The following is a 25476-nucleotide window of genomic DNA, read 5'->3' on the forward strand; positions in this document are numbered from 1 at the left end:
AAGGGGTGTTGAGTTAATGGAAACAATTATTTATCAACCTAATGAAATAGAAACTGCTGCAGAGTTATTAAAGCAAGGACAATTGATCGCATTCCCAACTGAAACAGTGTACGGATTGGGTGCCGATGCGACAAATGAAGAGGCAGTCAAACAAGTGTATGCTGCAAAAGGTCGACCAAGTGATAATCCACTAATCGTACACGTTGCCGATGTAGAGACAGTTCGGGAATATGCACAACCACTTACTGCCAATGTGGAAAAGTTAATTAAAACATTTTGGCCGGGTTCATTGACGCTTATCCTTAAATTAAAAGCAGGAGCTCTTTCAAAGACTGTTACAGGCGGTTTAGAAACTGCAGCCTTTAGAATGCCAGATAACAAAGTTACATTAGATTTTATTATTAAGTCGGGCGTTCCAATTGTTGGCCCTTCAGCTAATACTTCAGGTAAACCTAGTCCAACAATGGCAGAACATGTTGCTCATGATTTGAATGGTAAAATTGCTGGTATCATTGATGATGGGCAAACAAAAGTAGGGGTGGAGTCAACTGTCTTAGACATGAGTACAGATGAACCAACAATTTTGAGACCTGGAGCAGTTACTCAGTCACAAATTGAGGATGTAATTGGACACGTTAGTGATGATACACATGAAGTTGCCGAAGGAGAAACGCCAAAAGCACCTGGGATGAAGTATCGACATTATGCACCAAGAGCACAAGTTGTGATTGTTGATTCAACACAAAATTGGTCAGATATTTTAGACTGGGTCGCTAAACAAGATATTGCAATCGGATTAATGGCAAAAGAAGGTCAAATTGATACGGATCAGATACCTAAGAATAGTGGCTATTCTTCTTTAGGAAAAACAATTGAATCAGCAAGCCAATCACTTTTTGACGGTTTACGCTACTTCGATGACAACCCTAATGTTCAAATGATTTTAGTTGAAGGGTTTGATAAAAAGGGATTGGGTGTTGCTTACATGAACCGTCTTGAAAAAGCAGCAAGTAGCCAAAATATTGTTGAACTTATGGATGCTGAAAAAGTGAAATATAAACAACAGGATAAAGAATTGTGGGATGCAATCGCTCATGAAGAAAAACGCCAAGAGGACAATATTGAATTAATTGCGTCTGAAAATATCGTTTCTGATGCTGTACGTGCTGCACAAGGTAGCGTGTTAACCAATAAGTATGCTGAAGGGTATCCTAATAAGCGTTACTACGGTGGTTGTGAGTATATTGATGTAGTTGAACAATTAGCTATTGATCGTGCTAAGGCACTATTCCATGCTGAATATGCCAATGTACAACCACATTCTGGTTCACAAGCTAATATGGCCGTTTACCAGGCATTTTTAGAACCTCAAGATAAGATTTTAGGAATGAAATTAAACGATGGTGGACATTTAACGCATGGTTCACCAGTAAATTTCTCAGGTGAATTGTACAATTTTGTTAGTTATGGTGTTGATTCTAAAACAGAACGTTTAAATTATGATGCTATTCGAGAGATAGCACTTAAAGAAAAACCTAAAATGATTATTGCTGGAGCCTCAGCTTATAGTCGAATGATCGACTTTACAAAATTTAGAGCAATCGCTGATGAAGTTGGCGCCTATTTAATGGTAGATATGGCTCATATTGCTGGTCTTGTAGCTACTGGACTGCATCCAAATCCCGTAGATGTAGCTGATGTTGTTACGACAACAACGCATAAAACGTTACGTGGCCCTCGTGGTGGAATGATTCTTGCTAAAGAAAAATATGCTAAAAAACTAAACTCGGCAGTTTTCCCTGGTACACAGGGTGGCCCACTTGAACACGTAATTGCTGGGAAAGCGGCAGCATTCTATGAGGCAGCGCAACCAGCATTTACGGCGTATATGTATCAAGTTGTTCAGAATTCACAAGCAATGGCTGGCGTATTTGCACAGTCAGATTTAGTGAGAGTTATTTCTGGTGGAACTGATAATCACTTAATGAACTTAGATGTAACACCTTCTGGGTTAAATGGAAAAGAAGTTCAAAACTTATTAGATCGTGTTCATATTACTGTGAATAAAAATACAATTCCAAATGAATCATTGAGCCCATTTAAAACGTCTGGAATTCGAATTGGAACGCCAGCAATTTCTACTCGTGGGTTTGACAGCGAAGACGTAAAAGTGATTGCAATTCTAATTCTATACGCAATTCAATTTCACGATGATGACGATAAATTAGCCGAAATTGGTTCGCAAGTTTTAGCATTATCTAAAAAGCATCCTATTTCACAAATTAAATACGTTTAAGACTAGTATTTTAGGTAATAATTCGCTAAAATAGAATAGACTAAATTTAAGGGAGTGTTTCGTAATGGGCAAATTTCAAGTGATGGACCATCCGTTAATTCAACACAAATTAACGATTATACGTGATAAGAACTGTGGTACAAAAGAATTTAGAGAAGTTGTTAATGAAATTGCTGAACTAATGGTATATGATGTTTCTCGCGATTTTGCTTTAGAAGATGTTATCGTTGAAACACCTATGGGTAAAACAACACAAAAAACATTGGCTGGTAAGAAAATTGCTATTATTCCTATTTTAAGAGCTGGTTTAGGGATGGTTGATGGTATTTTGGAATTATTACCAGCAGCTAAAGTTGGACATATTGGTATGTACCGTGATGAAACAACATTCCAACCAACAGAATATTTTGTAAAAATGCCTGAAGATATTGCTAGTCGTGATCTTCTTGTAGTAGACCCAATGCTTGCTACTGGTGGTTCTGCTATTATGGCAGTTGATGCATTGAAGAAGCGCGGCGCAAAGACAATTAAGTTTGTTTGTCTTGTTGCGGCTCCAGAAGGTGTTGCAGCTTTACGTGAAAAACATCCTGATATTGATATTTATACAGCAGCACTTGATGATCACTTGAATGAAGATGGCTACATTGTCCCAGGTTTGGGCGATGCAGGTGATCGATTGTTTGGTACGAAATAAATTAAATGAATGGCCCTTAGAATGCTTATGCGTAAGCCGTCTAGGTGTCATTTTTTTTAATGTGAAAAAAAACTCAAAATAAGTCAGAATTTCTTTTGTATTTTATTTCAATTGGTGGTATGATTTCTTTTGTAATTGGAGAATATTTATAAAGTTATTCTCTTTAATTTATACCGTTTTATACGGTCAAATAAAAGTTTGGAAAGAGGTGAAATTCTGTGGATGGAGATGCTTTCGTTGTGAATTTTTATGGCCTACCTTTCAATATTACGAATGTCGTTTCCGGTTTACTTGCATGTGTGATTGTCGCGATGATAGCTATTGTATTATCGAGAAGACTGACCATGAAACCGACTGGTAGACAAAATGTTTTGGAATGGCTCATTGATTTCACCAATGGGATTGTTAAAAGCGCAATGCCAGGAAAAGAAGGTAAGAAGTTTAATTTATTAGCATTTACGTTATTCTTATTTATCTTTGTATCTAACCAAATGGGTTTATTTTTACAAATAGGTTTTGGCGACAAGACGTTGATTAAAAGTCCAACGTCGAGTCCGCTAACGACACTAACGTTTGCATTTTTGATTCTGCTATTATCACATTTTATGGGTGTTATTCAATTCGGATTTAAGGGATATATTAAAAATTCCTATTTGAGTCCAGTTGCATTTCTTTTACCTATTAACTTGATTGAAGAATTTACAAATTTGCTAACATTAGCTCTTCGTTTGTACGGAAACATTTACGCTGGGGAAGTATTATTAACGTTAATTGGTGGTGCAGTTTCTATGGGCCCATTAATGACTATCGTGGCTTTACCAGTTGAAATGATCTGGCAAGGATTCTCTCTGTTTATCGGAAGTATCCAAGCTTACGTATTCGTAACATTGTCAATGGTTTATATCGGTGGAAAAGTACAAAAAGAATAAAACAAGATATCTAAGGAGGAAACAATTATTATGGGATTATTAGCAGCAGGTATTGCAGCTGGTTTAGCCGCTGTCGCAACAGGTATTGGTAATGGTTTAGTTATTTCTAAAACAATCGAAGGTATGGCTCGCCAACCAGAATTATCTGGTCAATTACGTTCAACAATGTTTATTGGTGTTGGTTTGATTGAAGCCGTTCCTATTATTGCTATCGTTATTTCATTCTTATTGATGGCTAAATAATTTTTGAAATTAAGTTTGATTCTTCGTTGATACAACGAAATATATTAATTTTAAAAAGGAGGTGTCAATAGATGTTTTCAGATTTAGTTTTCGGTGCAGTTGGTAATTTTCAAACTGGTGATTTCTTATTCTATATTATTTCGTTTGTTATTTTGATGTTAATCATCAAACACTTTGCATGGGGTCCTGTCACAAAAATGATGAGTGACCGTGCAGATAAAATTGCAAATGATTTAGATTCTGCTGAAGATTCAAGAAAAAAAGCCGATATTTTGGCAACTGAACGACAAGACCAATTAGATAATTCACGTCAAGAAGCATCTGAAATTGTTAGTCGTGCAAAAGATAACGGTAAAAAGCAACATGATGATATCGTTTCTGGAGCTCAAGATGAAGCAACGACGTTGAAACAAAATGCTGTTAAAGATATTGAACAAGAACGCCAAGAAGTATTGAGTAGCGTTCAAAGTGATGTCGCTGAATTATCTATTGAAATTGCTTCTAAGATTATTCAAAAAGAATTAAATGAGAATGATCAAAAAAACTTAATCAATTCTTATATTGAAGGGTTGGTAAAGTAAAATGAAATTAGATAAGGCAACCGTTGCCAATCGTTACGGTGAAGCCATCTTTGAAATTGCTGATGAACAAGGTAATATTGTTGCCTTTTCTGAAGAATTAGAGGAAGTTAGACAAGTTTTTCTTGCTAATCCACAATTGAGTGAAGTGCTTGTTGATGCACGTCTTAATTTGTTAGAAAAGCAAGACCTTGTTAAGGTCTTACTCAAAGATGCATCTCCAATTATTGCAAACGTTATCCAAATGGTCTTTGATTATGGTCGAATGGGTGATATGGTTGGAATAATTGAAGAATTCGAACGATTATGCGATGTTAAAGAAAAAATTGTACATGCAACCGTTACAACTGCAATTGAGCTTGATGATAGTCAATTAACGAAATTATCAAGTAAGTTTGCAGAAAGAATCGGTGCAAATAAGATAGTATTTAACAATATTATTGATGAAAAAATTATTGGTGGCGTTATTATTGAAGCCAATAATCAGATTTTTGATGGATCAATTTCATCAAAAATCAACAAAGTAAAACGATTATTAGCGGAGTAACATATTAAAGTAGTTAAGAGGTGAACCTTGTATGAGCATTAAAGCTGAAGAAATCAGTGCTTTAATTAAAGAACAATTGGAACAATATAAAGACGAACTTATCGTTGATGAAGTAGGTACCGTTACTTATGTTGGTGATGGTATTGCTCGTGCACACGGTTTGGATAACGCTTTATCAGGAGAATTGTTAGAATTTTCTGACGGTACTTATGGTATGGCTCAAAATCTAGAAACAAACGATGTTGGTATCGTTATTTTAGGTGGCTATGAAGGTATCCGTGAAGGCGACGTTGTCAAACGTACGGGTAGAATCATGGAAGTTCCTGTTGGTGAAGAACTTATCGGACGTGTTGTTAATCCTTTAGGCCAACCCATCGATGGTAAAGGTGATCTTAAGACAAACAAAACTCGTCCAGTCGAAAAAAAGGCTCCAGGAGTTATGGATCGTAAGTCAGTTGATCAACCTTTACAAACTGGACTTAAAGCTATTGATGCTTTAGTTCCAATTGGCCGTGGACAACGTGAATTGATTATTGGTGATCGTAAGACTGGTAAAACATCAGTTGCTATTGATACGATTTTAAATCAAAAAGATCAAGACATGATTTGTATCTATGTTGCTATTGGACAAAAAGAATCAACTGTTAGCGCACAAGTGGAAACGTTACGTCGATTAGGCGCAATGGACTACACAATTGTCGTTAGTGCTGGTCCTGCTTCTCCCGCACCATTATTATGGTTAGCTCCATATACTGGTTCAGCAATGGGTGAAGAATTCATGTATAACGGTAAACATGTCTTGATTGTATTTGATGATTTATCAAAACAAGCAACGGCTTACCGTGAACTGTCATTAATTTTGAGACGTCCGCCGGGTCGTGAAGCTTATCCTGGTGATGTTTTCTACTTACATTCACGTTTACTTGAACGTGCAGCTAAGTTAAGTGATGAATTGGGTGGTGGTTCAATGACTGCTCTTCCATTTATCGAAACACAGGCTGGTGATGTTTCTGCATATATTCCTACTAACGTAATTTCGATTACTGATGGTCAAATTTTCTTGGATAGTGATTTATTCTATTCAGGTACTCGTCCAGCTATTGATGCTGGTACATCAGTTTCTCGTGTTGGTGGGTCAGCTCAAATTAAAGCAATGAAGAAAGTTGCCGGAAGCCTTCGTTTGGCTCTTGCATCATTCCGAGAATTAGAATCATTTTCTCAATTTGGTTCTGATTTAGATGCCGCAACACAAGCTAAATTAAATCGTGGACATCGTACGGTTGAAGTACTTAAACAACCATTACACAAGCCATTAGTTGTTGAAAAACAAGTTTTAATTTTATATGCATTAACACATGGATTCTTGGATTCAGTTCCTGTTGATGATATTCTTCGTTTTGAAGGTGAAATTTTTGATTTCTTTGATAATAATCATAGTGATCTTTTAAATCACATCAAAGAAACAGGTAATTTACCTGACGAAGATAAATTTGATGCTGCAATCAAAGACTTTTCAGAAGGTTTCCAAGTAACTCCTGAAAAAGCGTAAACTAAAAGTAAATGAAAGATGGTGAGAATTAATGGGTGCTTCATTAATGGAAGTAAAGCGTCGAATCGTTTCAACTAAGAAAACGGGACAAATAACTGGCGCAATGCAAGTTGTTTCGACTGCTAAGTTAAGCCAAATTCAGCGTCATACTCAAAGTTATCAGATATATGCTTCTAAAATTAGAAGTGTCATTACCCATCTTGCCCAATCTCACCTTTTAGATGCTAAAGCTGGAAAATCAAAGCAATCATCTGAGAATGATAGTTCAAAATTTTCAGGTTTTGATATGTTACAAAAGAGACCTGTTAAAAAAAGTGGTTATTTAATTATTACTTCTGATCGTGGTTTAGTTGGTAGTTACAATAGTAACGTAATTAAACAAACATTAGATTTGATGAAGCAAAATGGCCATACTGTAGATAATGCTGTTATTATTGCTGTTGGTGGTACTGGTGCTGACTTCTTTAAAAATAGAGGATATGAGGTTGCCTACGAATACCGTGGTGTAAGTGATATTCCAACGTTTATTGAGGTTCGTGAAATCGTTAAATCAGTAGTAACAATGTATAACAGTGAAGTTTATGATGAATTATTTGTTTGTTATAATCATTTCGTTAATAGTTTACAATCGGACTTTCATTCTGAACAAATGCTTCCTATTTCAGAAGTGAATATGGATACAGATGCAGAAGGTATTGAAACGTCTAATGTGATGGGGAATGAAGATTATGATATGGAACCTTCAGGAGACGCAATTCTTGAAGTTGTTCTACCTCAGTTTGCTGAAAGCTTAGTATATGGTGCGATTTTAGATGCTAAAACAGCTGAACATGCTTCAAGTTCTACAGCAATGAAATCTGCGACAGATAATGCTAAAGATATTATTGCATCATTAGAATTAAAGTATAATCGTGCACGTCAAAGTGCTATTACAACAGAAATTACAGAAATTACTGGTGCAACAGCTGCTTTAGAGTAAAATGACAGGAGGAAATACAGAAGATGAGTCTCGGTAAAGTTGTTCAAGTTATCGGGCCCGTCGTCGATGTACAATTCTCTTTAAACGAAACCTTACCAGATATCAATAATGCGTTAAAAGTTACACGTGAAGATGGAACTGCTCTAATTATCGAAGTTACGCTTGAATTAGGTGACGGAGTTATGAGAACAATCGCCATGGATTCTACGGATGGCTTGCAACGTGGAACAGTTGTTGAAGACACAGGTGCTTCAATTTCTGTCCCTGTTGGTGAAGATACTCTTGGTCGAGTGTTTAACGTTTTAGGAGATACCATTGATGGTGGTCCTGAATTTAATAAAGATGCAGAGCGCAGTAGCATCCATAAAGATGCTCCTAAATATGATGAATTAAGTGCAAGTACTGAGGTTCTTGAAACAGGAATTAAAGTTATTGACTTGTTAGCCCCTTATATTAAAGGTGGTAAAATTGGATTATTCGGTGGTGCCGGTGTTGGTAAAACTGTTTTAATTCAAGAATTAATTCATAATATTGCTCAAGAACATAATGGTATTTCAGTGTTTACCGGTGTTGGTGAACGTACTCGTGAAGGTAATGACCTTTACTTTGAAATGAAAGAATCCGGCGTGTTAGAGAAGACAGCCATGGTGTTTGGTCAGATGAACGAGCCGCCTGGTGCCCGTATGCGTGTTGCATTGACTGGTCTTACAATTGCGGAATATTTCCGTGATGAAAAAGGACAAGATGTGCTATTGTTTATTGATAATATTTTCCGCTTTACACAAGCTGGTTCTGAAGTTTCAGCCTTATTAGGCCGTATTCCTTCAGCCGTAGGTTATCAACCAACATTAGCTACTGAAATGGGTCAATTGCAAGAACGTATCACGTCAACTAAAAAAGGTTCAGTTACATCAATTCAAGCAGTTTATGTTCCAGCTGATGATTATACTGATCCTGCTCCTGCAACGACGTTCGCCCATTTGGATGCAACAACTAACTTGGAACGTAGCTTAACGCAACAAGGTATTTACCCAGCTGTTGATCCTTTGGCTTCAACTTCAAGTGCTTTGACACCTGAAATTGTTGGAGAAGAACATTATCGTGTTGCTACGGAAGTTCAACATACGTTACAACGTTATCGTGAATTACAAGATATTATTTCTATTTTAGGTATGGATGAATTATCTGATGATGAAAAAGTAATTGTAGCACGTGCGCGTCGCATCCAATTCTTCCTTTCACAAAACTTTAATGTTGCCGAACAATTCACAGGAAAACCTGGATCATATGTACCAATTGCTGAAACAGTTCAAGGATTTAAAGATATTCTTGATGGTAAATATGATTCACTTCCTGAAGATGCTTTCAATGGTGTCGGCCCAATCGAAGATGTTATTGAAGCAGCAAATAAAATGGCAAAATAGGGGGTAATAACAGATGGCTGAAGATTCAGTTTTGACCGTTAGTATCGTCACTCCTGATGGTAGTGTTTATGACAATAATGCTAAAATGATTATTGTTAAAACACCCAGCGGGGAAATGGGTATTTTACCCAATCATATTCCAGTTATTGCTTCTCTTGATATTGATGCTGTCAGGGTTAAGGTAAATGATAATGAAGAAGATGAAATTGCCGTAAGTGGTGGATTCATTGAATTTTCAAAAAATGTCGCAACGGTTGTTGCAAATGCAGCAGAATGCCAAGAAGATATTGATGAAAATCGTGCACAGGCTGCTAAAAAAAGAGCTGAGCAGATGATTTCTACTGCAAAACAAACACATAATGTTGATGAACTTAAAAGATCTGAAATTGCACTTAGACGTGCAATCAATCGAATTAATATCTCTAAACATTAATACAAAAGTGGGTGCTGGATTTATTCAGTACCTTTTTTTGTATATACATATTAAATATTTCATTTTTGTTACAAATATTAGCGACAAGTGGTACAAAATATGCTATGCTTATGACGAATAAATTTTAGGAGTGTTTTGATGAATACTGTGGGAATCCAATCGCTAGTTACTTTAATGAGTCATCTAATGTTTATTGGAATTGCTTTTTGGGCAATTCAAGGGTTACGAATAGACAGGTTTTTCCCACAAAGTAGCCAACAAAGAATCAAAGTTTTAATTGTCTTATTGGCTATTTTATTAGGATATACAAGCAGTGCCTTTTTCTTAAATTTTATTGATAATGTTCGTAATTTAGTTTTTTTAGTTAAATAATAACGGGGGAATAACTTGTGGAAAAAATAATCGTCAAGGGTGGAAACTCACTCAATGGAACAGTGCATATAGAAGGCGCAAAGAATGCAGTATTGCCAATTCTAGCAGCCGGAATTTTAGCAAGTAGTGGTGAAAATACACTGTCAAATGTACCAGTTTTGTCAGATGTCTTTACAATGAATAACGTACTACGTTTTTTAAATTTAGACGTTGACTTTAATGAAGAAACTAATGAAGTTAAAATGAGTGCGACTAAAGAATTATCACCAGAAGCACCATTTGAATATGTTTCAAAAATGCGTGCTTCTATTGTTGTAATGGGACCACTTTTGGCACGACTTAAACATGCGAAGATTGCAATGCCTGGTGGGTGTGCAATAGGTTCTCGCCCAATTGATTTGCATTTAAAAGGTTTTGAAGCAATGGGTGCGCATATTGAACAATTCGATGGTTATATAGAAGCAACTGTAGATGAATTAAAGGGTGCCAACATTTATCTTGATTTTCCAAGTGTAGGTGCAACTCAGAATATTATGATGGCTGCAACATTAGCTACTGGTACAACTGTGATTGAAAATGTTGCAAGAGAACCAGAAATTGTTGATTTAGCTAATATTTTAAATAAAATGGGTGCTAAAGTACAAGGTGCTGGTACCGAAACAATTCGCATTCATGGTGTTAAGGCATTACATGGCGCTGATCATGCAGTTGTCCAAGATCGGATTGAAGCAGGGACATTCATGGTTGCTGCAGCAATGACTCAAGGTAATGTTTTAATCGAAGAGGCTATTGCGGAACACAATAAACCATTAATTTCTAAATTAGAAGAAATGGGCATTGACGTTATCCAAGAAGACAATGGTATCCGAGTAATTGGAACAGAAAAAATTAAACCAACTACAGTTAAAACATTGCCTCATCCAGGGTACCCAACTGATATGCAGCCTCAAATGACTGTCCTTCAATTAATGGCAGATGGTACAAGTATTTTAACAGAGACGGTATTCGAAAATCGTTTTATGCATCTTGAAGAATTACGACGTATGAATGCAAAATTTAAGATTGAAGGCAACTCAGTTGTCATGTATGGTCCAACTGACTTCAATGGTGCAGAAGTTGCTGCTACAGACTTAAGAGCTGCTGCAGCACTTGTGCTAGCAGGATTAGTAGCTCGTGGTTATACACAAGTTACACATCTTGAATATCTTGATCGAGGCTACTATCATTTCCATCAAAAGTTAGAAGCTTTGGGTGCTGAAATTAAACGTATCAATGATGATACACAAGATATAATTATTAAGACAGAAAATGAAGTAAAATAGAAGAAATGTCCATTTTGGACATTTTTTTATTGTATAGGTATATGGTATAATGCTTACATTAGTGTAAGTTTTAAGTGCCGAGAGGAGAAGCATAATGGCTAAAGATATTGGTATTGATTTAGGAACCGCAAATGTATTAATTAACGTACAAAATAAAGGAATCGTCTTAAATGAACCATCTGTTGTTGCAATTGACACAAAATCAGGTCGTGTATTAGCAGTTGGATCAGAAGCATATAAAATGGTTGGTAGAACACCTGGTAGTATTAGAGCTATCAGACCTATGAAAAATGGTGTCATTGCTGATTTTGATATTACAGAACAAATGTTAACTTACTTTATTAAAAAATTAAATGTGAGCGGCTTTTTATCAAAACCAAGTATTTTGATTTGTTGCCCAACAAATATCACATCAATTGAACAAAAAGCAATTATTCAAGCTGCTGAAAAAGCTGGTGGTGGCAAGGTTTATCTTGCTGAAGAACCTAAAGTTGCAGCTATTGGTGCTGGGTTGGATATTTATCAACCCCGTGGTAGTTTAGTGATTGATATTGGTGGTGGTACAAGTGATGTTGCCGTTATTTCATTAGGCGATATTGTAGCAAGCCGTTCATTACGTGTTGCTGGTGATCAATTGAATAGTGATGTTATCAATTTTGTTAAGCAAAAACATAACCTTCAAATCGGTGAACGTACAGCTGAAAAAGCTAAAATTGAAATTGGGACAGTTTACCCAGACAATCGTGCATTAGAAATGGAAATTCGTGGACGAGATGTTGTTACTGGTTTACCAAAGACAGTTGTGCTTAGCTCTGCTGAGATTGAAGAAGCAACTCATGATACAATGCAAGCAATCGTTGCAGCAACTAAAGAAGTTCTTGAACAAACACCACCAGAATTAGCATCAGATATTATTGATACTGGGATTATTTTAACAGGTGGCGGTGCATTATTAGATGGTGTTGATTTATTAATGTCATCGAACTTAGATATTCCTGTTATGGTGTCAGAAACACCATTGGATGATGTCGCAAAAGGAACTGGATTCTTGTTAGATCATATTGAAAAACAAGGTAGATAACAACTGTGATACTGGTTATTAAGGGAGGTCTATTAACGGGGCAATCTGTTGATGGACCTTTTCATATAGGAGGTGTCATTTATTTATGCAAAACTTAATGCTTGCACCAATCAAGTTTTATCAAAAATTTATTTCACCGATGTTTCCACCTAGTTGCCGGTACTATCCAACATGTTCAAACTATATGATTAAGGCAATTCAAAAACACGGTGCAAAAGGTATTATTATGGGTATCGGTAGGATTTTACGATGCCATCCTTTTGTCAGAGGCGGATACGATCCCGTACCTGATTACTTTACCGTACGAAGAAATAAGAACCCTAAAGGAGAAGAAAAGCATGTCTAAAAAAGAAAAAGAGATTGAAGTAGCAGAAAATGATATTAAAATTAATGGTGAGGATGCAGTTTCATTAACCGTTGGCGGTATTGAAATTGGTACAGTCATTCAACAAGATACAAAATTTGTTGCAACATTAAGTAACGGTGAGATATTCAAAGCTAAAACTCGTGATGAAGGTATTGATACTTTATTGCGCGATTTTCACTTACATCGCGGTTAATTAGTCAATTATTAAATTTTAGCCTATTCAAAAATTTAACGAAATAAGTGACATAGTGTGGAGGGGAATTCTATGAGTAGTAGAAAAGATGAGGTCGATAGTGAGTCAAGAATTGATTATGGTATTATTTTTGCCGTTTTAGTCTTGGCAATTATTGGGCTTGCCTCAATTTACGTATCAGCATCCCATGATACTAGTGCGACCTCAATTGTTAGCCAAATGGTTTCACAGTTAATGTGGTACGCTATTGGTGTCATTGCAATTGTCGTTATTATGCAATTTGACTCAGAACAATTATGGCGAGTCGCACCGATAGGGTATTTTATTGGCCTGTTTTTATTGATGATTGTTTTAGTCGTATATAGTCGACCTTTATATATAAACACAGGTGCTAAAAGTTGGATACCATTAGTTGGTTCGTTAACGTTCCAACCATCAGAAGTTATGAAGCCAGCATTTATATTAATGTTGGCGCGTGTGGTTACGATACATAACAATGATTATCCAACTCATAAAATTGGGACAGATATTATTTTATTAGCCAAAATGATAGCATGGACGTTACCAGTAGTTATTTTATTAAAACTGCAAAATGATTTTGGAACAATGCTCGTTTTCTTTGCTATTTTAGGTGGTGTCATTTTAGTTTCAGGTATCACTTGGAAGATTATTGGACCGGCATTTGGAACGGTGGCTGTTGTAGGTGGAACGGCATTATATATGGTTATTTCAACAACTGGTCGATCAATTCTAGAAAAAGTTGGCTTTTCTGCCTACCAATTTGACCGAATTGATAACTGGTTAGATCCATCAAAAGATACATCCGGAACAGGATATCAATTATGGCAAAGTATGAAAGCCATTGGATCAGGACAAATGACTGGTAAGGGATTTAACGTGTCAAATGTTTATGTTCCCGTCCGTGAATCTGATATGATTTTTTCTGTTATCGGCGAAAACTTTGGGTTTATTGGTGGTTGTATTTTAATCTTTATTTATTTCTTACTCATTTATCGAATGGTTCGTGCAACCTTTGATACGAAGAATGAATTTTATGCTTACTTATCTACTGGGGTCATTATGATGATTTTATTCCATGTTTTTGAAAACATTGGGATGAGTATTGGGTTACTACCTTTAACAGGTATTCCATTACCATTTGTCAGTCAAGGTGGGTCTGCTTTAGTAGGAAATATGATTGGAATTGGCTTAATTATGTCAATGCGATACCATCATAAGAGTTACATGTTCAGTAGCGAAGACGAAGATTTTGATAAAAAGATAAGGCAGTGATTCTATTATGGAATCACTGTTTTTTAAAACTAGGAGGTTTTGATGATGATTGATTTTTATTGGTATCCTAAATGTTCAACTTGTAGAAAAGCAAAACAATGGTTAGACGAAAATGAGGTTGAATACCATATAATAGATCTTATCCAAGAAACACCAAAGGCGAGTCTAATCGAAAAATGGTTGAATGAGTCTGGTCTTCCAGCAATATCTTTTTTTAATACACAAGGAAATAAGTATCGTGAATTAAATCTAAAAGATAAACGACCAACGATGACAATTCAGCAATCAAGTCAAATTTTAGCATCAGATGGGATGTTAATGAAACGTCCGGTATTAACTGATGGAACAAAATTAACGACCGGATTCAGTGAAGATGTTTTTACAGAGACATGGTTAAATAAATAAAACTGTTGACATTAAATTTTAATCTAGCTATAATCAACTACAATAAGAAATACAGATAAGACGTTTTGAAAAGATGAGTAAATTTTAGTAATTAGTTAAGAGAATCCTGGTAGCTGAAAAGGGATCAAAATTACGGAATTGAATATGGTCTTGGAACGTTTGGTAGATGAGCAATGTTAATCTACCTTGGGTACGCCCAATACAGCGGAAAGGTATCGGTTATATTAAAACCCGTACCTGATGAGATTGTTATCGTGAGGTAACAATAAAACAAGGTGGTAACACGTGAAGTTTATAACTTCTCGTCCTTCCGTTTATTAAACGGGGGATGGGAGGTTATTTTTTTGCAGAAAAATTAGGAGGTATTAACATGATTGAGTTTAAAAATGTATCAAAAGAGTTTATCACGAAAAGTGGTAAGGTTAGCGCTGTTTCTGATGTGAATCTTTCGGTGGAAGATGGTAGCATCTTAGGTATTGTAGGATATTCAGGTGCTGGTAAAAGTACATTAATTAGAATGCTGAATGGATTAGAGACACCAACTTCGGGTGAAGTTGACGTTAATGGCGCTAAAATCGCATCTTTATCGGGTAGAACATTGAGAAAGCAACGTCAAAAAATTGGCATGATTTTTCAACATTTTAATTTACTCTGGTCACGAACGGTTGTGGAAAACATCATGTTTCCACTTGAACTTGCTGGAATAAGTAAAACTGAGCGGTTGTCCAAAGCTGAAGAATTAACAACATTAGTTGGGTTAAAAGGTAAAGAAAATGCATATCCTTCTGAGTTATCTGGTGGACAAAAGCAACGAGTTGGGATTGCTAGGGCTTTAGCGAATGATCCTGAAATTTTGATTTGTGATGAAGCAACAAGTGCGCTAGATCCACAAACAACAGATGAAATATTAGATTTATTACTTCAAATTAATCATAAATTGAAATTAACAATTGTATTAATCACTCATGAAATGCATGTGGTTCGTAAGATATGTGATCACGTTGCTGTAATGGAATCTGGAAAATTAGTGGAGAGTGGACTTGTCTTAGACGTCTTTAAGCGTCCGAAACAAGACGTCACAAAACGATTCGTTAATCAGGAGGTCACACCAGCTCTACATGATACTGAACTTGCTGTAAATGAATTAATTGAAGCTTATCCACAAGGGTTGATTGTTCAATTAACCTTTCACAGTACGCAGACGCAAATGCCAATTATCTCTGAAATGTTAAGACAAATTCCAGAAGTTGATTTTAATATCGTTGAGGGTTCCATTCATCAAACTCAAGGTGGCCCAATTGGAACATTATATATTCAATTAACTGGTCCAAAAATAAGTTTAGATCAAACCGTTCCATTCTTGCAAAAAATGAAAGTAGAAACGGAGGTATTGCATTATGGGGACTAATACTTGGGCGTCATATTTTAACTTTAATGCTGTTAACTGGGATGAATTCTGGTCAAATACTTGGGAAACAATCAGTATGACATTAATATCTACAATAGCCGTTACAATTTTGGGTATTATCTTAGGTCTTATTTTATTTGAAACAAAACAAAAAACGACCGGTAAAATAAGTATCTGGGTAAAAATAATTAATTGGATTGTTTCAGCCATGGTTAACATTTTTCGTTCAATTCCGTTTATTATTTTAATTGTCTTATTATTGCCTTTTACTAAGGCTTTAGTTGGTTCTATTATTGGACCGATTGCAGCATTGCCAGCTCTAATCCTCTCGGCGGCTCCATTTTATGCACGAATGGTGGAACTTGCTTTTCGTGAGATTGATTATGGTGTGATTGAAGCAGCTGAAGCAATGGGTGCTAACAAGGCACAAATCATTTGGAAAGTACTATTACGAGAAAGTTTACCAGCTCTTATTTCAGGGGCGACAGTTACTGGAATTACAATTATTGGGTACACGGCAATGGCTGGTACGATTGGTGCCGGTGGGCTAGGAAATTGGGCTTTCATTGAAGGTTATGGTGCTAATAATAATACTGTTACACTAGTTGCAACGGTCACAATCATCATTATTGTTGCCATTTTTCAACTTATTGGTGATCATTCAGCTAAATTAATCGATAAACGAAATAATTAAGGGGTAACCTCATGAGAATAAACAAAAAGTTCATTTTTTCATTTCTATTTTTGACTCTTTTATTAGCTGGATGCGGGAAACAATCAAATGGAATGACTACTTTGACAATTGGTGCTAGTAATATGCCCCATGCAGAAATTCTAGATCATGTAAAACCAATGTTGGCAAAAGAAGGTATCGATTTAAAAGTTAAAGTTTTTCAGGATTATGTGATGCCTAATAAAGCGACTGAATCTGGTGATTTAGATGCTAATTATTTTCAACATAAACCATTTTTAGATAATTGGGACAAACAGAATAATGGTGATTTAATAAGTGTTGGAAATGTTCATCTTGAACCAATCGGTGTCTATTCTAAACAAGTTAAAAAGTTAACTGATTTGAAGAAAGGAAGTACGGTTTTAGTATCTAACAGTATTTCAGATTATGGTCGTGTTTTAACTATTTTTAAAGATGCTGGATTAATAACCCTGAAAAAAGGGACAGACGTGGCAACTGCAAATTTTGCTGATATCAAAACAAATAAATTAAATTTAGTTTTTAAGCATACGTATGAGCCAAAATTGATGTCTGATTTATATGAAAATAATGAAGGCTCAGCCATCATTATTAATGCAAATTATGCGGTTGAAGCTGGATTAAATCCAACGAAACAAGCTATTGCATTAGAACGTAGTACATCATCATATGCGAATTTAGTTGCTGTCGCACCAAAAAATAAAGATAATCCTGCGATTAAAAAGTTAGTTAAAGCACTACAATCTAAAAAGACACGCGAATGGATTTTGAATAAGTATAAAGGTGCCGTTATTCCTGCAAAATAAAGAGAATTGAATTAGTCGACATGACTAATTCAATTCTCTTTATTTTGCAATTTTATTAATTAGCCATTTGAAAATAGCTAAATCTGATGGTTCTCTTATATAAGACATTTCGGGATGCCATTGAACACCTAAAATGAGACCGTCATTACTACTGATACCTTCAATTAGGCCATCTGAACTTGTCGCAATGGCCGTTAATGAATCACCTAAACGGTTAATGGCTTGGTGATGGTACGTATTGACACGAAGCGTTGAACCATAAGTATCTGATAAATAATTATTTGCTTTAATCGATACAGAATGTGTGGCGTATTCTGGTAATGTTGGATCTTGTAAATGCTTAACTTGCCAATTTGAATAGTCACTTAAATCTTGATAGAGTGTTCCACCAAAAAAGACGTTAAGTATTTGTAGTCCACGGCAAATACCAAGTATTGGTATTTTTCGAGAAATAGCTTCCTTGATTAAAGCGAGCTCCATTTCGTCACGTGGGGGATTTAATTCTTCTAATTTTGGATGAGGTTCTTGGCCGTATAAGATTGGTGAAACATCTTGACCACCTGCTAATAGTAAACCATCTACCAAATCAAGATAACTAGATGCGTTTGCTAAATCAGTAGGAATGATTAGTGGTAAACCGCCAACTTCAATAATGGCATCAATATAGCCTTGAGGTGTATAAGTAATTTCGTTAATGTGCATGCCTGTAATTGGATTTCGATTAGGATTTCCAACAATACCGATAATAGGTTTCATAAATGAACCTCCTCAAAATTTACTTTTTATTAGTTTAACTTAATTAAATAAAGATTGCGAGTCTCGAGGCTCCATTGAAATGGATAATTTATTAAGATAGAATGGAATATATTAATGAATCGGAGGAATGCTAAAATGTCGACACTTGAGGTTAAAAATTTACATGTAGAAATTGAAGATAAAGAAATTTTAAAAGGTGTTAATTTAAAAATGTCGACTGGAGAAGTACACGCAATCATGGGTCCAAATGGAACAGGTAAATCAACTTTATCTGAGGCCATTATGGGGAATCCTGCGTATAAAGTGACAGAAGGCGAAGTATTGCTGAATGGTGTAAACATTTTAGAACTACCTGTTGATGAGCGAGCTCGAGCAGGATTATTTTTAGCAATGCAATATCCTTCAGAAATTCCTGGTGTAACAAATGCTGAATTTATGCGTGCAGCAATCAACGCACGTCGACCGGAAGATAAACAAATCCCAATTCGAGAATATTTAAAGAAATTAGATAAAACGATGACAACTTTAGATATGACTGAGGAAATGGCTGATCGTTATTTAAATGAAGGTTTTTCAGGTGGCGAAAAGAAACGTAATGAAATTTTACAACTGATGATGATTGAACCAAAATTTGCTATTTTAGATGAAATTGATTCAGGTCTAGACATTGATGCATTGAAAGTTGTTTCGAGAGGCGTAAATGAAATGTTGAAAAATGCGGAATTTGGAACACTTATGATTACGCATTACCAACGTTTGCTGAACTATATTGTGCCTGATGTGGTGCACGTTATGATGGATGGACGGGTTGTTAAAACGGGTGGCGCCGAACTTGCAGAAAAACTGGAAGAAGAAGGCTATGCTGGTTTGCGTGATGAATTAGGGCTAGACATTACTTTAACAGACGAGAACCTTTAGTGGAGGGCCGGAAAATGATTGATTTGAAGCTCTTAGAACAAAGTATAATTGATTTTTCAAATTTAAAACAAGAACCTGAGTGGTTTCAACAATTAAGAAGAGATGCCTTTGTAAAAAAAACATTACTAGCGCTTCCTTCATTTGAAAAAATTAGATACCAAAAATGGCCCATTATACCTGAAACACTGGTTAAAGAATCAGGGGAATTTGTTTCAAAAAAATCGGATGAAAATACGTTTATTCAAGTTGGATCTCGAACGATTAGTTTAAATATATCTGAGGAATTAAAAGAAAATCATGTTATTATTTGCGACTGGTCAACCGCGTTAGTGGAACATGCAGATTTAATTAAGAAATATTTTATGACTAAGGCAGTTAAATGGGATAGTGATTTGTTGACCGCAACGCATTTAGCACAATTAACCGGTGGTTTGTTTATTTATGTACCTAAAAATGTTGTATTAGACAACCCAATTACAACTTATTTAACGCAGGATGCACGGGACAATCAGGACTATGTACAGCATGTTTTAATTGTCGCAGCAGAAAATAGTCAGTTTTCATATCTAGAAAATCGTTCAACAGTCGGTGATCAGATCACAACCGCAAATATTATTGTGGAAGTGATTGCTAAAGCTAACAGTCATGTTAAATTTGCTGGAGTTGATCAATTAGGGGAACATACAACAGCATATATTAACCGTCGGGGTTATTTATTAGGCAATGCAAAAATAGATTGGTCAATTGGATTACTTAATAATGGCAATATAATTGGCGATTTCGATTCTGATTTAATTGGTGCAGGTTCTCACGCAGATGTTAAAGTTGTTGCGATTTCAACAGGAAATCAGATTCAAGGGATTGATACACGGGTGACGAATTATGGTAAACATTCAATTGGTCAAATTCTGCAACACGGTGTAATTTTATCGCGTTCTACATTAATATTTAATGGAATTGGCCATATTATTAAAGGTGCAAAGGGTGCGAATGCTCAACAAGAAAGCCGTGTGCTAATGTTATCCACAAAAGCACGTGGAGACGCTAATCCTATTTTATTAATTGATGAAAATGATGTTCAAGCTGGACATGCAGCTAGTGTTGGACGCGTGAATCAGGAACAATTGTACTATCTGATGAGTCGTGGATTACACAAAGAAGAAGCAGAAAGACTTGTTATTCGTGGATTCTTAGGACCTGTTTTAACGGCAATTCCGGCAGTTGATGTTCGTGAACGATTAATCGAAACAATAGAGGGGAAACTCATTAATGGTCAAAAATTTGAAAAAGTATCGCAATGATTTTCCTATTTTAAAGCAAATTGTGAATGATGAACCGTTAATTTATTTTGACAATGCTGCAACTGTTCAGAAACCACAAGCAGTTATTAATGCCATTTCACATTATTATGAAAATGATAATGCCAATGTACATCGTGGTGTGCATACTTTAGCCGAGCGTACAACACAGCAATTTGAAGATGTACGACAAGCTGTTGCTGATTTTATTCATGCAAAATATTCAGCTGAAATCTTATTTACAAAAGGGACAACCGAAAGTTTAAACTGGGTTGCTCAGGGTTTTGCACAGAATCGATTGAAACCAGGGGATGAGATTTTAATATCTATTATGGAACACCATAGTAACCTTGTTCCTTGGCAACAAGTCGCACAAGCAACTGGTGCTAAATTAGTTTACATCGACATAACAGATGATGGACAATTAGACATTAATGATGCGAAATTAAAAATGACAGCTAAAACTAAAATTGTATCGCTAACTCAAATTTCAAATGTTTTGGGGAGTATAAACCCCATCAAAGAATTAACGGACATGGCACATACAGTCGGTGCGGTTGTTATTTGTGATGGGGCGCAATCAATACCTTATATGCCGATTAATGTTCAGGAGTTAGATGTTGATTTTTTTGCTTTTTCAGGTCATAAAATGGGGGCTGCAACTGGTATTGGCGTTTTATATGGAAAAAGTAATTATTTGAACGAGATGCAGCCACTAGAATTTGGTGGTGAGATGATTGATTTTGTTGAAGAGCAACAATCAACCTTTAAAGATATTCCTTGGAAATTTGAAGCGGGGACACCTAATATTGAAGGGGTCATTTCATTAGGTGCTACTATTCACTATTTAAATGAAGTTGGAATGGTTAATATACAAGCACATGAACAGATGCTCATCACTGATTTATTACCTAAATTAAAAGCCATTTCTGGCATTACTGTCTATGGGCCAACTGAAAGTAAAAAACGATCAGGCGTTATTTCATTTAATTTGGAGGGACTACATCCGCATGACGTTGCGACAGCTCTTGATATGCAAGGAATTGCGGTTCGCGCGGGTCATCATTGTGCACAGCCATTAATGAAGTGCATGGGTGTATCGTCAACTGTTCGTATTAGTTTATATTTTTACAATACTTTAGAAGAAAATCAAAAATTTATTGACGCGTTAATCGCTACAAAGGAGTTCTTTAAAAATGGGACTATCTAAATTAGATAATTTATATCGCCAAGTTATTTTGGAACATGCCACACATCCGCATCATCATGGCTCACTAGTAAAGGGTCAGAAATCAATTGAACTCAGAAATCCAACCTGTGGGGATGTTTTAAAAGTTGAACTTATCATGAGTGACAACAAGGTTCAAGATGTTGCCTTTTCTGGGACGGGTTGTACGATTAGCCAGGCATCTGCAAGTATGATGACTGATGAAATTATTGGTAAAGCAAAAAATGAAATAGAAGAAATGGTGACAACATTTTCAAGAATGGTAACAGGTGAAACGATTGATGAAAATCTTTTAGGTGATGCTGCTATTTTAGAAGGTGTCGCTCAGTTTCCAGCTCGGATTAAGTGTGCCACATTAGCTTGGAAGGCAGTTTATCAAGCTATTAATTTAGAAAATTAGAGAGGAGGTAAGATATGAAAGAACTAGATGTTGGTGGTGAGTATGAATATGGCTTTAAAGATGATATTGAGCCTGTTTATTCAACTGGGCGTGGCTTAACCGAAGCGATTGTTCGAGAAATTTCGGCAGCAAAAAATGAACCAGAGTGGATGTTGGATTATCGACTTCGTGCCTTTGCCTTATATGAAAAGATGCCAATGCCAAGTTTTGGTCCTGATTTGTCTAAGTTAGATTTAGCTAATATGCGCTATTTTCAACGTGCTAGTGATAATGTTGCTAGAGACTGGGAAGATGTCCCAGATAAGATTAAAGAAACCTTTGACCGACTTGGTGTTCCAGAAGCTGAACGTAAATACTTAGCTGGCTCTTCTGCACAATATGAATCAGAAGTTGTTTACCATCATATGCGTGAAGATTTTGAAAAATTAGGAATTATTTTTATGAGTACAGATGCTGCCGTCCAAGAATATCCTGAATTGGTTAAACAGTATTTTGGCAAATTGGTTCCTGCCTCTAATAATAAATTTTCAGCTTTAAATTCGGCTGTTTGGTCTGGTGGTACTTTTATCTATGTACCTAAAGGTGTGAAGACCGAGGTGCCTATTCAAAGTTATTTCAGAATTAATGCGGAGAATACAGGACAATTTGAACGAACATTAATCATTGTTGATGAAGGCGCAAGTGTTAATTACGTTGAAGGTTGTACAGCACCTAATTATTCGGCAGACAGTTTGCATGCGGCAGTCGTTGAAGTGAACGTCATGAAAGATGCCTATTGTCGGTATACAACGATTCAAAATTGGTCAGATAATGTGTATAGCTTAGAGACAAAACGTGCTAGAGCCTTAGAAAATGCGACGATGGAGTGGGTTGATGGTAACCTTGGATCAAAAGTTACAATGAAATATCCAAGTATTTATTTAGATGGTCAAGGCGCACATGGCACAATGTTGTCGATTGCGTTTGCTGGTGGGAATATCGTTCAAGATACTGGGGCAAAAATGATTCACAATGCTAAAAATACGACTTCTTCGATTGTTTCTAAATCGTTATGTAAAGATGGTGGACGAGTTGATTATCGAGGTTATTTAAAATTTGGTAGACATAGTGATGGTTCGTTTGCACATGTCGAATGCGATACAATCATCATGGATGATAAATCAGCGAGTGATACGATTCCATTTAATGAAATTTTAAATGGCAATGTTTCTATGGAACATGAAGCTAAAGTTTCTAAAATTTCTGAAGAACAATTATATTACTTAATGAGTCGCGGAATTTCTGAAGCAAAAGCAACAGAGATGATTGTAATGGGATTTGTTGAACCGTTCACCAAAGAATTACCGATGGAATACGCTGTTGAATTGAATCGTCTGATTGAGTATCAGATGGAAGGCAGTGTGGGGTAAAATAGTTTAGAATGATGTTACTTTTCCTAAAAAGTAAATAAGGGGATAATAATTAAATGATATATGCACTGGAAATAAAAGGCTTAAAAAAAGAATATGCAACGGGTGTTAAAGCGTTACGTGGTATTGATCTGGCTGTAGAAGAAGGGGATTTTTATGCACTTTTAGGGCCTAATGGTGCGGGAAAATCAACGACAATTGGTATTATTACATCTCTTGTGAATAAAACAGCGGGAACAGTGAAGGTTTTTGATTACGATATTGATACCAATTTGGTACAAGCCAAACAACAAATTGGACTTGTCCCACAGGAATTTAACTTTAATCCTTTTGAAACGGTTCAACAAATTGTTGTTAATCAGGCTGGTTACTATGGTGTTCCTCATAAAGAAGCAATGGAGCGCAGTGAAAAATATTTAAAACAGTCAGATTTATGGGAAAAACGTAATGTACGTGCACGAATGCTTTCTGGTGGGATGAAACGAAGATTGATGATTGCCAGGGCATTAATGCATGAACCTCGGTTGCTCATTTTAGACGAACCAACTGCGGGTGTAGATATTGAGTTGAGACGTGAAATGTGGTCTTTTTTAAAGGAATTGAATGAGAATGGCACAACGATTATCTTGACGACTCATTATTTAGAAGAAGCAGAAACACTTTGTCGTCATATCGGTATTATTCAATCAGGTGAGTTGATTGAAAATACGAGCATGAAAACTTTATTATCAAAATTACAATTTGAAACGTTTATTTTCGATTTAGATGTGTATGATAAAAAGCCAGAAATTATAGGGTATAAAAATTCCTTTGAAGACGCGCAAACAATTTCTATCGAAGTTGAACGAAATCAAGGTGTTAATGGGATCTTTAAACAATTTGATGAACAAGGGATAAAAGTTCTTTCTATGCGAAATAAATCGAATCGATTAGAAGAGTTATTCTTGAAAATTACGGAAGAAAAGCACCAAGTGGGGGAGAAACATGTTTAATCAATATTTTACTGCATTAAAAAGTCTCGCAATAAAAGAAACTAATCGTTATTTGAGAATTTGGGTACAGACATTAGTACCACCAGTGATTACAACATCATTGTATTTTATTATATTTGGTAAAATGATTGGTGGCCGAATTGGTGCAATGGGTGGATTTTCATATATGGAATTCATTGTACCAGGGTTAATTATGATGTCGGTGATCACTAGTTCGTATGCTAATGTATCTTCGTCATTTTTTTCTCAGAAATTTCAGAAAAATATTGAAGAATTACTAGTTGCACCAGTACCAACGCATATTATTATATGGGGATTTGTTATTGGAGGACTTGGAAGAAGTGTTTTAGTTGGGGCACTTGTCACTATTATTTCATTATTTTTTGTACCTCTTCATGTTTTTTCGTGGGTCATTATTATTATCACACTTTTGATGACAGCCATTTTATTTTCATTAGCAGGATTAATTAATGGTATTTTTGCACAGTCATTTGATGATGTGTCAATTGTACCTACGTTTGTTTTACAGCCATTAACTTATCTTGGTGGTGTTTTCTATTCTATTTCAATGTTACCACCAGTTTGGCAGGCCATCTCTAAGATTAATCCAATTGTTTATATGATTTCAGGATTTAGATATGGTTTTTTAGGTAAGACTGATGTATCACTTGCTTTATCAATGATAATTCTTATTCTGTTTATTGGTGTTCTTTACTGGATTTGTTGGTATCTTATTAATAAAGGTAGAGGTTTGAGAAGTTAGGATAGCCAATGTAATAATCCTTCTTTCTTATTAATCATTCTGTGACGGTTGATCAATAATGAATCTGGATAGCACCAAAAA

The 25476-nt window shown here is 35.8% G+C and carries 28 protein-coding genes and 1 pseudogene; 28 read left to right on the forward strand and 1 reads right to left on the reverse strand.

Annotated elements, in window-relative coordinates; genetic code table 11:
• Positions 1–16: 16 nt before the first annotated feature.
• From AC1RPT_RS05370 to AC1RPT_RS05470, 21 genes and pseudogenes are all read left to right on the forward strand, one after another.
• Positions 17–1000 (forward strand): annotated as a pseudogene (locus tag AC1RPT_RS05370) (L-threonylcarbamoyladenylate synthase); the annotation flags it as partial.
• Between the two features lie 33 nt (positions 1001–1033).
• Positions 1034–2296 (forward strand): serine hydroxymethyltransferase, encoded by a 1263-nt coding sequence (gene glyA, locus AC1RPT_RS05375; RefSeq protein ID WP_481761720.1) that lies wholly within the window; start codon positions 1034–1036, stop codon positions 2294–2296.
• Positions 2297–2360: 64 nt separating this feature from the next.
• Positions 2361–2990 carry a uracil phosphoribosyltransferase gene (upp, locus tag AC1RPT_RS05380; RefSeq protein WP_409022301.1) on the forward strand — a complete coding sequence of 210 codons (630 nt, stop codon included), beginning with the start codon at positions 2361–2363 and terminating at the stop codon, positions 2988–2990.
• A gap of 218 nt (positions 2991–3208) precedes the next feature.
• Complete coding sequence (gene atpB / locus AC1RPT_RS05385; RefSeq protein WP_409022302.1) at positions 3209–3919, forward strand: F0F1 ATP synthase subunit A; 711 nt, start codon at positions 3209–3211, stop codon at positions 3917–3919.
• 30 nt (positions 3920–3949) lie between these two features.
• The gene (atpE, locus tag AC1RPT_RS05390) at positions 3950–4162 is read left to right on the forward strand and encodes a F0F1 ATP synthase subunit C (protein ID WP_409022303.1); all 213 of its coding nucleotides are present in this window, start codon (positions 3950–3952) and stop codon (positions 4160–4162) included.
• A 71-nt stretch (positions 4163–4233) separates the two neighbouring features.
• A complete protein-coding gene (gene atpF / locus AC1RPT_RS05395) occupies positions 4234–4743 on the forward strand; it encodes a F0F1 ATP synthase subunit B (RefSeq protein ID WP_409022304.1) in 510 nt (169 codons plus the stop codon).
• Position 4744: 1 nt separating this feature from the next.
• Positions 4745–5287, forward strand: a complete 543-nt coding sequence (gene atpH / locus AC1RPT_RS05400) for an ATP synthase F1 subunit delta (protein ID WP_481761637.1) — start codon at positions 4745–4747, stop codon at positions 5285–5287.
• A gap of 31 nt (positions 5288–5318) precedes the next feature.
• Positions 5319–6836 carry a F0F1 ATP synthase subunit alpha gene (gene atpA, locus AC1RPT_RS05405; RefSeq protein WP_481761638.1) on the forward strand — a complete coding sequence of 506 codons (1518 nt, stop codon included), beginning with the start codon at positions 5319–5321 and terminating at the stop codon, positions 6834–6836.
• Positions 6837–6867: 31 nt separating this feature from the next.
• Positions 6868–7815 (forward strand): F0F1 ATP synthase subunit gamma, encoded by a 948-nt coding sequence (locus AC1RPT_RS05410; RefSeq protein WP_481761639.1) that lies wholly within the window; start codon positions 6868–6870, stop codon positions 7813–7815.
• Between the two features lie 23 nt (positions 7816–7838).
• Positions 7839–9239, forward strand: coding sequence for a F0F1 ATP synthase subunit beta (atpD, locus tag AC1RPT_RS05415; RefSeq protein WP_409022308.1), 1401 nt, complete (start codon positions 7839–7841; stop codon positions 9237–9239).
• A 13-nt stretch (positions 9240–9252) separates the two neighbouring features.
• On the forward strand, positions 9253–9672 hold the full coding sequence (locus AC1RPT_RS05420; RefSeq protein ID WP_481761640.1) for a F0F1 ATP synthase subunit epsilon: 420 nt from the start codon (positions 9253–9255) through the stop codon (positions 9670–9672).
• A gap of 138 nt (positions 9673–9810) precedes the next feature.
• Positions 9811–10044 carry a DUF1146 family protein gene (locus tag AC1RPT_RS05425; protein WP_409022310.1) on the forward strand — a complete coding sequence of 78 codons (234 nt, stop codon included), beginning with the start codon at positions 9811–9813 and terminating at the stop codon, positions 10042–10044.
• Between the two features lie 17 nt (positions 10045–10061).
• Positions 10062–11366: a UDP-N-acetylglucosamine 1-carboxyvinyltransferase gene (gene murA, locus AC1RPT_RS05430; RefSeq protein ID WP_481761641.1), complete on the forward strand. Its 1305-nt coding sequence runs from the start codon at positions 10062–10064 to the stop codon at positions 11364–11366.
• A 94-nt stretch (positions 11367–11460) separates the two neighbouring features.
• Positions 11461–12447 carry a rod shape-determining protein gene (mreB, locus tag AC1RPT_RS05435; RefSeq protein ID WP_409022312.1) on the forward strand — a complete coding sequence of 329 codons (987 nt, stop codon included), beginning with the start codon at positions 11461–11463 and terminating at the stop codon, positions 12445–12447.
• An 85-nt stretch (positions 12448–12532) separates the two neighbouring features.
• Positions 12533–12793 carry a membrane protein insertion efficiency factor YidD gene (yidD, locus tag AC1RPT_RS05440; RefSeq protein ID WP_409022313.1) on the forward strand — a complete coding sequence of 87 codons (261 nt, stop codon included), beginning with the start codon at positions 12533–12535 and terminating at the stop codon, positions 12791–12793.
• Complete coding sequence (locus AC1RPT_RS05445) at positions 12786–13007, forward strand: DUF2969 domain-containing protein (protein ID WP_409022314.1); 222 nt, start codon at positions 12786–12788, stop codon at positions 13005–13007. The genes yidD and AC1RPT_RS05445 overlap by 8 nt, the downstream gene beginning before the upstream one ends.
• A gap of 72 nt (positions 13008–13079) precedes the next feature.
• Positions 13080–14300, forward strand: coding sequence for an FtsW/RodA/SpoVE family cell cycle protein (locus AC1RPT_RS05450; protein WP_481761642.1), 1221 nt, complete (start codon positions 13080–13082; stop codon positions 14298–14300).
• 45 nt (positions 14301–14345) lie between these two features.
• Entirely contained in the window at positions 14346–14705 is a 360-nt protein-coding gene (locus AC1RPT_RS05455) for an arsenate reductase family protein (protein WP_481761721.1), read from the forward strand.
• A gap of 370 nt (positions 14706–15075) precedes the next feature.
• Positions 15076–16113, forward strand: coding sequence for a methionine ABC transporter ATP-binding protein (locus AC1RPT_RS05460; RefSeq protein ID WP_481761643.1), 1038 nt, complete (start codon positions 15076–15078; stop codon positions 16111–16113).
• Positions 16103–16807 carry a methionine ABC transporter permease gene (locus AC1RPT_RS05465; protein WP_409022317.1) on the forward strand — a complete coding sequence of 235 codons (705 nt, stop codon included), beginning with the start codon at positions 16103–16105 and terminating at the stop codon, positions 16805–16807. The genes AC1RPT_RS05460 and AC1RPT_RS05465 overlap by 11 nt, the downstream gene beginning before the upstream one ends.
• Positions 16808–16824: 17 nt before the next feature.
• Positions 16825–17631, forward strand: coding sequence for a MetQ/NlpA family ABC transporter substrate-binding protein (locus tag AC1RPT_RS05470; protein WP_481761722.1), 807 nt, complete (start codon positions 16825–16827; stop codon positions 17629–17631).
• 39 nt (positions 17632–17670) lie between these two features.
• Here the strand turns inward: AC1RPT_RS05470 and AC1RPT_RS05475 are convergent, their stop codons facing one another.
• Entirely contained in the window at positions 17671–18387 is a 717-nt protein-coding gene (locus tag AC1RPT_RS05475) for a gamma-glutamyl-gamma-aminobutyrate hydrolase family protein (protein ID WP_481761644.1), read from the reverse strand.
• Between the two features lie 135 nt (positions 18388–18522).
• On the opposite strand from AC1RPT_RS05475, the gene sufC reads away from it, so the two are divergent.
• From sufC to AC1RPT_RS05510, 7 genes are read left to right on the forward strand one after another with little or no spacing between them, the layout of a single operon-like run.
• A complete protein-coding gene (sufC, locus tag AC1RPT_RS05480) occupies positions 18523–19305 on the forward strand; it encodes a Fe-S cluster assembly ATPase SufC (protein ID WP_481761645.1) in 783 nt (260 codons plus the stop codon).
• A gap of 14 nt (positions 19306–19319) precedes the next feature.
• A complete protein-coding gene (sufD, locus tag AC1RPT_RS05485) occupies positions 19320–20606 on the forward strand; it encodes a Fe-S cluster assembly protein SufD (RefSeq protein WP_481761646.1) in 1287 nt (428 codons plus the stop codon).
• A complete protein-coding gene (locus tag AC1RPT_RS05490; RefSeq protein WP_481761647.1) occupies positions 20575–21813 on the forward strand; it encodes an aminotransferase class V-fold PLP-dependent enzyme in 1239 nt (412 codons plus the stop codon). The genes sufD and AC1RPT_RS05490 overlap by 32 nt, the downstream gene beginning before the upstream one ends.
• Positions 21800–22231: a Fe-S cluster assembly sulfur transfer protein SufU gene (sufU, locus tag AC1RPT_RS05495; protein ID WP_481761648.1), complete on the forward strand. Its 432-nt coding sequence runs from the start codon at positions 21800–21802 to the stop codon at positions 22229–22231. The genes AC1RPT_RS05490 and sufU overlap by 14 nt, the downstream gene beginning before the upstream one ends.
• Before the next feature lie 14 nt (positions 22232–22245).
• Positions 22246–23640 (forward strand): Fe-S cluster assembly protein SufB, encoded by a 1395-nt coding sequence (sufB, locus tag AC1RPT_RS05500; RefSeq protein ID WP_481761649.1) that lies wholly within the window; start codon positions 22246–22248, stop codon positions 23638–23640.
• Between the two features lie 56 nt (positions 23641–23696).
• Complete coding sequence (locus AC1RPT_RS05505; RefSeq protein ID WP_481761650.1) at positions 23697–24632, forward strand: ABC transporter ATP-binding protein; 936 nt, start codon at positions 23697–23699, stop codon at positions 24630–24632.
• Positions 24625–25395 (forward strand): ABC transporter permease, encoded by a 771-nt coding sequence (locus AC1RPT_RS05510; RefSeq protein ID WP_481761651.1) that lies wholly within the window; start codon positions 24625–24627, stop codon positions 25393–25395. The genes AC1RPT_RS05505 and AC1RPT_RS05510 overlap by 8 nt, the downstream gene beginning before the upstream one ends.
• Positions 25396–25476: the final 81 nt, after the last annotated feature.

This window comes from Dellaglioa sp. CoH-56-MRSF-11, from assembly GCF_056782135.1.